We start from the raw sequence: 6,113 nt of genomic DNA on the forward strand, positions 1-6,113 counted from the left end.
GGTCGGGACGTCGCGGGCATCAGTCGGTCGGGACCTCGAGGTCAGCCTTGGCCAGCTCCTCGACGTTGACGTCCTTGAAGGTGACGACCTTGACGTTCTTGACGAAGCGGGCGGGGCGGTACATGTCCCACACCCACGCGTCGGACATGGTCACCTCGAAGTAGACCTCGCCGTCGGCGCTGCGTACGTCAAGATCTACGTGGTTCGTCAGGTAAAACCGGCGCTCCGTCTCGACCACGTACCTGAAGAGCCCGACCACGTCCCGGTACTCCCGGTAGAGCTGAAGCTCCATCTCGGTCTCGTACTTCTCGAGATCCTCGGCGCTCATGCCCGTGCTCCCCTGGTCTCCTGTACTGCCTGTGCCTGCTCAGCGGACCCGGCGCTGTCGTTGCCTGCTCCCGCTTCTGCTTCCACGTGTGTGTCTGCGTCTGCCTCTTCTGCGCCTGGTCCTCGGAGTTCGCCCTGGACGGGCAGGGCGCTCCTGCTCCCATTCTGACCCACAAACCGGCCGATGGTGTCCTCTGCGCGGTCCTGTGCGGGCAAGGGGGTGGTCGCGGCGACCAACGCCCTGGCAGCGGCCACGTTCGCGTAGGTCATGCGATGCTCGGCGCACGGGCCCCAGCGCTGAAGCGCGGCCTGGTGGACCGCCGTGGAGTAGCCCTTGTGTGAGGCGAAGCCGTAGTTCGGGTGGGTTCCATCGAGCCCGGTCATGATCCGGTCCCTTGTGACCTTCGCGATCACGGACGCTGCCGAGATACATGCCGCCAGTCGGTCACCCTTGACCACGGCATGGCTCGGCACGCCCGCGTTGGGCACCCTGAAGCCGTCAAACAGCACGAACACCGGTTGGATGCCCAAACCGGCCACCGCGCGCCTCAGGGCCTCGTAATTGGCCTCCTGGACGCCCATCCGGTCAACGTCGGCGGCCGGGATCACCGCCACAGCCCACGCGGCCGTCTTGACGATCTGCTCGTACGCCTCGTCACGGGCCGCGGGGGTCATCAGCTTCGAGTCGTTGAGGCCGGTGGGGCGCAGGTCCGGGGGGAGGATCACGGCCCCGGCGACCAGCGGCCCCGCGCAGGCTCCACGGCCCACCTCGTCGGCCCCGGCGACCGGCCCGTAGCCGGCTTCGCACAGCGCCCGCTCATAGGCGTAGAGGTCTACCTCGTCGCTCAGAGCGGGCGGCTGTGGGAAGCCGACGTCGAGCTGCTGTTGGACTGACACGTATTCAGACTAGCTATACGGACTGGTCTGCTGGGCGCGCGGCCCGACGCTTGGCCCTTCTGATGTCGCGAGACCTCAGGCGACGGCGCATGAGGGTGACGGGGAACGCGCCCACCATCGCGGCTGCGGGGATTCCTCCCGGCGTGGAGAGGGCGGACAGGCCGACCTGCTTGAACGTGTTAGGCACCGGGAGTGTGCCCCAGTGGCTCGGCGGCCAGATGATCAGATCGGCTCGGCCGACAACGGCGCTGACCGGGATGGTGCCGCCGTTGAGCTCCTGGTGGGAGCGCGAGTCGAGGGAGACTCCGCGGTGGTCGCCCATCACCCACAGGCGCCCCTGGGGCACCGTGATGTCGAAGGTGCCGTTGGGGCCGGAGCCGGCCGAGTCACCCGGGTAGAGGTACGTCTCGTTGAGCGCGACGCCGTTGACCGTCAGCTGCCCTTGCGCGTTGCAGCACGCCACGTGGTCGCCGCCGACGCCGATCACCCGCTTGATCAGGTCGCCGTTGTCCTGAGGCAGCACTCCGATGAAGCTCAGCGCGCCGGTGAGCCAGTTGCTGCTGCTGGTGGTGGCCTCGGCGCCCTCCAACCAGCCGCCCGGGTCCTGGAAAACCACGACCTCGCCGCGCTGCGGGTTGCTGCCGAGCCACACGGCCGCGCGGTTGACCAGCACGCGGTCGCCGATCTGGAGGGTGTTCTGCATCGAGCCGCTGGGGATGTAGAACGCCTGCACCAGGAACGTCTTGATCAGGAACGCGAGGAACAGCGCGAAGACGATCAGGAACGGCAGCTCGACCAGGAACGGCCGCGGCGTCTTCGGGAACAGGAACCGCCAGAAGACGGCGAACGGCAAGGCGATCCAGCCGAGAGCCGACCGCGGACCCTTGGATCCGCCTTCGGCTTCAGTGTCCGGCGGCACCAGCCCGGCCGACTCCTCGGACCGATCAGACTGCTCGAACAGCGCCGGATCAGCGGGCGGCGGCGCGGCGGACGGATCCGCGAGCCGTTCCTCATGGCGCATCTGCGCGCCGAGGACCCCGTCTTGCTCGTCGGTCACGGTCCCGGGCTGCGTCTGAGCGCCCCCCGCTTCCGGTCTGTCCAGTGCCACGTCGCAACCTCGTTGTCTTGTCTTCGCCGTGTCGGGCACGCCTGAACCGCCACAGCCGGCGCCCGGCCAACCGCACCGGGAACGCGCCGAGCAGCGCCACCGCCCCGGGTTGGACCGGAACCGACGGCGCGACGGTCAGACCTTCCTGCTGAAAGGTAGCCGGTACACCCAGTCCCCCGGCGCGGCTCGGCGGCCATATCAACACGAACGCGTGACCCACCACATCACTGATCGGCACAGTACCGTCCGATCCGCCCGTCATGTGGAACCTGGAGTCGGCCGAGTCGCCGCGGTTGTCCCCCATGACCCATATGCGGCCGGCCGGGACCCGCACGTTGAAAGTGATCGTCGAGGGCGCCGCGCCGGGGAACAGGTAGGCGGTCTCGTTCAGGGGCACGCCGTTCACCGTCACGCGCCCCTTCGCGTCACAACACGCCACTTGGTCCCCGGGAATCCCGATCACGCGCTTGATCAGGTCGTGCTCATCGCTCTGGGGCAGCAGGCCGACGAAGGTGAAAACGTCCTTGATCCCGCGCACGAGCGCGTTGTCGCTGGTAGGTGTCGTGGTGCCCTCGAGCCAGCCGCCCGGGTCGTGGAAGACCACGATCTGCCCGCGCTGCGGCTGCGCGCCGAACCAGGGCGAGAATTTGTTCACCAGCACCCGGTCGCCGGGCATGATCGTGTTCTCCATCGACTGCGACGGGATGAAGAACGCCTGTACCAGGAAAGTCTTGATGCCGAGGGCGAGGACCAGGGCTATCGCCATCAGGATCGGGATCTCACGCCATAGGCGGATGGGCTTGAGGCGGCGCCGACGCCCCTTCTGGTTGGGGGCCGGCTTCGCCCGGCGTCGCCGCCCCTTGGTCACGGCCGATCCTCCAGTCGCTTCGCTCAGCGCCGCGCGCTGGTGTGTAGCCAACTAACCAGACTACTCATTCCGCCTGCGCCAAGGCGAACGCCCCCGATACCCGAGAGTACCGAGGGCGTGGGCTCAAAGGCGACTACTTGTTGTAGTCCACCTTCTCCTTGATCTTGGCCTTCTTGCCGCGCAGGTCACGCAGGTAGTACAGCTTCGCCCGGCGGACGTCGCCGCGGGTGACGACCTCGATCTTGTCGATCACCGGGGTGTGCACCGGGAAGGTGCGCTCCACGCCGACGCCGAAGCTGATCTTGCGGACGGTGAAGGTCTCGCTCACGCCGGCGCCCTGGCGGCGGATCACGACGCCCTTGAACTGCTGGATGCGGGACCGGTTGCCCTCGACGACCCGCACGTGGACGTTGAGCGTGTCGCCGGGCACGAAGGCCGGCACGTCGGCGCGCAGCGACTTGGCGTTGAGCTCAGAAAGCTTTTGCATCGTCTTCTCCTCGCGGATGCCACAGGTCAGCCGCGGTACTTTCGGTTCAGCGGGGGGCGCCGGGCGTTGATGGGCGCTCCCCCTGTGGCAGGGGCGCCGGTCCGTTCACGCCTATGGGACTGTGTTAGCCCCGGCGAGCGGAAATTCTCTCACGAGCCCTGCTTGTCGACGAAATCCTCAGCCTCGGTGCGCTCGACGCGTCCGTCGCGCACCTCCCAGCCAAGCCCGGCCAAGGTGGCTCGGTCGTACTTGTCGAGGGTGACCGGGTCGAGGCGGGCGAGCAGTTCCGGGCGGTTCGCGACGGTCCGGGCCAGGGCCTGGTCGCGGCGCCAGCGGGCGATCGCGCCGTGGTTGCCGGAGGTCAGGATCTCGGGCACGCCGCGGCCGCGCCACTGTGCCGGCTTGGTGTAGACCGGCCCCTCAAGCAGGCTCTCCATCGGTCCAGCGGCGAACGAGTCGTCGCGGGCCGAGTCGGCGTTGCCGAGGACGCCGGGCAGGAGTCGGCCGATCGCCTCGACCATGACCAGGACGGCGACCTCTCCGCCGGCGAGCACGTAATCGCCGAGGGAAAGCTCCTCGACCGGCATCCGGTCGGCGGCCGCCTCGATGGCACGCCGGTCGATGCCCTCGTAGCGGCCGCAGGCGAAGATCAGCCAGGATCGTTCGGCCAGCTCGGCGGCCTTGGCCTGGGTGAACGGGCGGCCGCTGGGGGTCGGCACCACCAAGGTGGGGGCGACCTCGGGCGATTCGGGCAGCGGGTTCGCGGTGATCGCGTCGAGGGCGTCGCCCCACGGCTCGGGCTTCATGACCATGCCGGGGCCGCCGCCGTACGGGCTGTCGTCCACGGTGCGGTGCACGTCGCTCGTCCACTGGCGCAGGTCGTGCGTGCGGATCTCGAGGACCCGGCGCTCGGCCGCCTTGCCGATGAGCGAGACGCCCAGGGGGGCGAGGTACTCGGGGAAGATGGTGACGACGTCGATGCGCATGGACGTCAGGGCTGCGTGGGGTCGGCGAGTTCGAGCAGGCCGGGCGGCGGGTCGACGACGATGGTGCCGCGCTCCAGGTCGACCTCGGGCACGATCTGCGCCACGAACGGGATCAGAGCCTCGCGGCCGTCGGGCCGCCGGACGGCGAAGACGTCCTGGATGGGCAGGTGCAGCATTTCGGCGACGGTGCCCACGTCGCGGCCGTCCACCGTGACGACGGAGAGTCCGACCAGCTGATGGTCGTAGAACTCCTCGGGGTCGTCCGGCAGCTCGTCCGGATCGGTCTCAACGATCAGCAGCGTGTTGCGCAACGCCTCGGCGGCCGTGCGGTCGCCGACGCCCTCGAAGCTCAGCACAAGGCGGCCGCCCTGGACCCGGCCCGCGGCGACGGTGAGCGGCCCGCGCTCGACCGGATCGGTCTCCAGTTCTGCACCGGGGGCGAAGCGCAGCTCGGGGTCGTCGGTGCGCACCTCGACGCTGACCTCGCCGCGCAGCCCGTGCGCCTTGCCGATCCGCCCGACGACGAGCCGCAGCGTTTCCTGCGGCTCGTCGGCGTGAGCGGTGTCACTGGCCGCCATGTGCTAGCGGTACCCGGGCGCTTCGATCAGGTCGATGCGCACCGAACGGCCCTCGAGGGCGCCGATCACGGTGCGCAGCGCCTTGGCGGTCCGGCCCTGCCGTCCGATGACCTTGCCCAGGTCGTCGGGGTGCACGCGGACCTCGAGGATCCGGCCGCGGCGCAGCGCGCGGTCCCGCACGACGACCTCGTCCGGGTGGTCGACGATCCCCTTGACCAGGTGCTCGAGCGCCTCTTCCAGCATGTGCCTAGGCCTCGCTCGCCGGCGCGGCCTCGTCGGCCTTGGGCTCGTCCGCGGGCTTCTCGGCCGGCTTCTCCGACCTCTTGCGGGAGGCGGTGGTGGCCGCCTTGGGCTCGTTCTCGGCCTCCTTGGCGGCGGCCTCGAACAGCGCCCTGCGGTCCGCCTTCGGCTTGGCGACCAGCATCGGCTTCGGCGCGGGCAGGCCCTTGAACTTCTGCCAGTCGCCGGTGACCTTGAGGATCGCGGTGACCGACTCGGTCGGCTGCGCGCCGACGCCGAGCCAGTACTGGACCCGCTCGGAGTTCACCTCGATGAAGGAGGGGTCCTCCTTCGGGTGGTACTTGCCGATCTCCTCGATCGCGCGACCGTCCCGCTTGGCGCGGGCGTCGGCGACCACGATGCGGTACTGCGGCGTGCGGATCTTGCCCAGACGCTTCAGCTTGATCTTGACTGCCACGGCAGTGGGGTCTCCTGATTTCGTAATTCGGGTGGGCCGCCGCGGCGCCGCGTGGGGATTGCGGGTTCGGGCGTCCCTGCGGACGCGGATCCGGCGGAGAGAGGGGCCGCACGGTCCGAGTACTCGACCTGCAATTCTGCCAGATCGACAGGGATGCTACGAACC

9 protein-coding genes are annotated in these 6,113 nt (G+C 69.2%); all 9 read right to left on the minus strand.

Annotated elements, in window-relative coordinates:
* Nucleotides 1-19: 19 nt before the first annotated feature.
* On the minus strand, nt 20-328 hold the full coding sequence (locus VGZ32_RS28340; RefSeq protein ID WP_324838803.1) for a DUF2469 domain-containing protein: 309 nt from the start codon (nt 326-328) through the stop codon (nt 20-22).
* The gene (locus VGZ32_RS28345) at nt 325-1,176 is read right to left on the minus strand and encodes a ribonuclease HII (protein ID WP_349263787.1); all 852 of its coding nucleotides are present in this window, start codon (nt 1,174-1,176) and stop codon (nt 325-327) included. Before VGZ32_RS28345 ends, VGZ32_RS28340 begins: the two co-directional genes overlap by 4 nt.
* A 61-nt stretch (nt 1,177-1,237) precedes the next feature.
* Nucleotides 1,238-2,245 carry a signal peptidase I gene (gene lepB / locus VGZ32_RS28350; RefSeq protein WP_414642618.1) on the minus strand — a complete coding sequence of 336 codons (1,008 nt, stop codon included), beginning with the start codon at nt 2,243-2,245 and terminating at the stop codon, nt 1,238-1,240.
* Nucleotides 2,235-3,200: a signal peptidase I gene (lepB, locus tag VGZ32_RS28355; protein ID WP_326889303.1), complete on the minus strand. Its 966-nt coding sequence runs from the start codon at nt 3,198-3,200 to the stop codon at nt 2,235-2,237. The genes lepB (VGZ32_RS28350) and lepB (VGZ32_RS28355) overlap by 11 nt, the downstream gene beginning before the upstream one ends.
* A gap of 133 nt (nt 3,201-3,333) precedes the next feature.
* Entirely contained in the window at nt 3,334-3,687 is a 354-nt protein-coding gene (gene rplS, locus VGZ32_RS28360) for a 50S ribosomal protein L19 (RefSeq protein WP_326889304.1), read from the minus strand.
* A gap of 149 nt (nt 3,688-3,836) precedes the next feature.
* Nucleotides 3,837-4,673: a tRNA (guanosine(37)-N1)-methyltransferase TrmD gene (gene trmD / locus VGZ32_RS28365; RefSeq protein ID WP_326889305.1), complete on the minus strand. Its 837-nt coding sequence runs from the start codon at nt 4,671-4,673 to the stop codon at nt 3,837-3,839.
* A 5-nt stretch (nt 4,674-4,678) separates the two neighbouring features.
* A complete protein-coding gene (gene rimM, locus VGZ32_RS28370) occupies nt 4,679-5,206 on the minus strand; it encodes a ribosome maturation factor RimM (RefSeq protein WP_349263788.1) in 528 nt (175 codons plus the stop codon).
* Between the two features lie 48 nt (nt 5,207-5,254).
* Nucleotides 5,255-5,494, minus strand: coding sequence for an RNA-binding protein (locus VGZ32_RS28375; RefSeq protein ID WP_326889307.1), 240 nt, complete (start codon nt 5,492-5,494; stop codon nt 5,255-5,257).
* A 4-nt stretch (nt 5,495-5,498) separates the two neighbouring features.
* Complete coding sequence (rpsP, locus tag VGZ32_RS28380; protein WP_326889308.1) at nt 5,499-5,948, minus strand: 30S ribosomal protein S16; 450 nt, start codon at nt 5,946-5,948, stop codon at nt 5,499-5,501.
* Nucleotides 5,949-6,113: the final 165 nt, after the last annotated feature.

The organism is Actinocrinis sp. (assembly GCF_035938995.1).
In the GTDB taxonomy this organism is placed as follows: Bacteria; Actinomycetota; Actinomycetes; order Streptomycetales; family Catenulisporaceae; genus DASZGI01.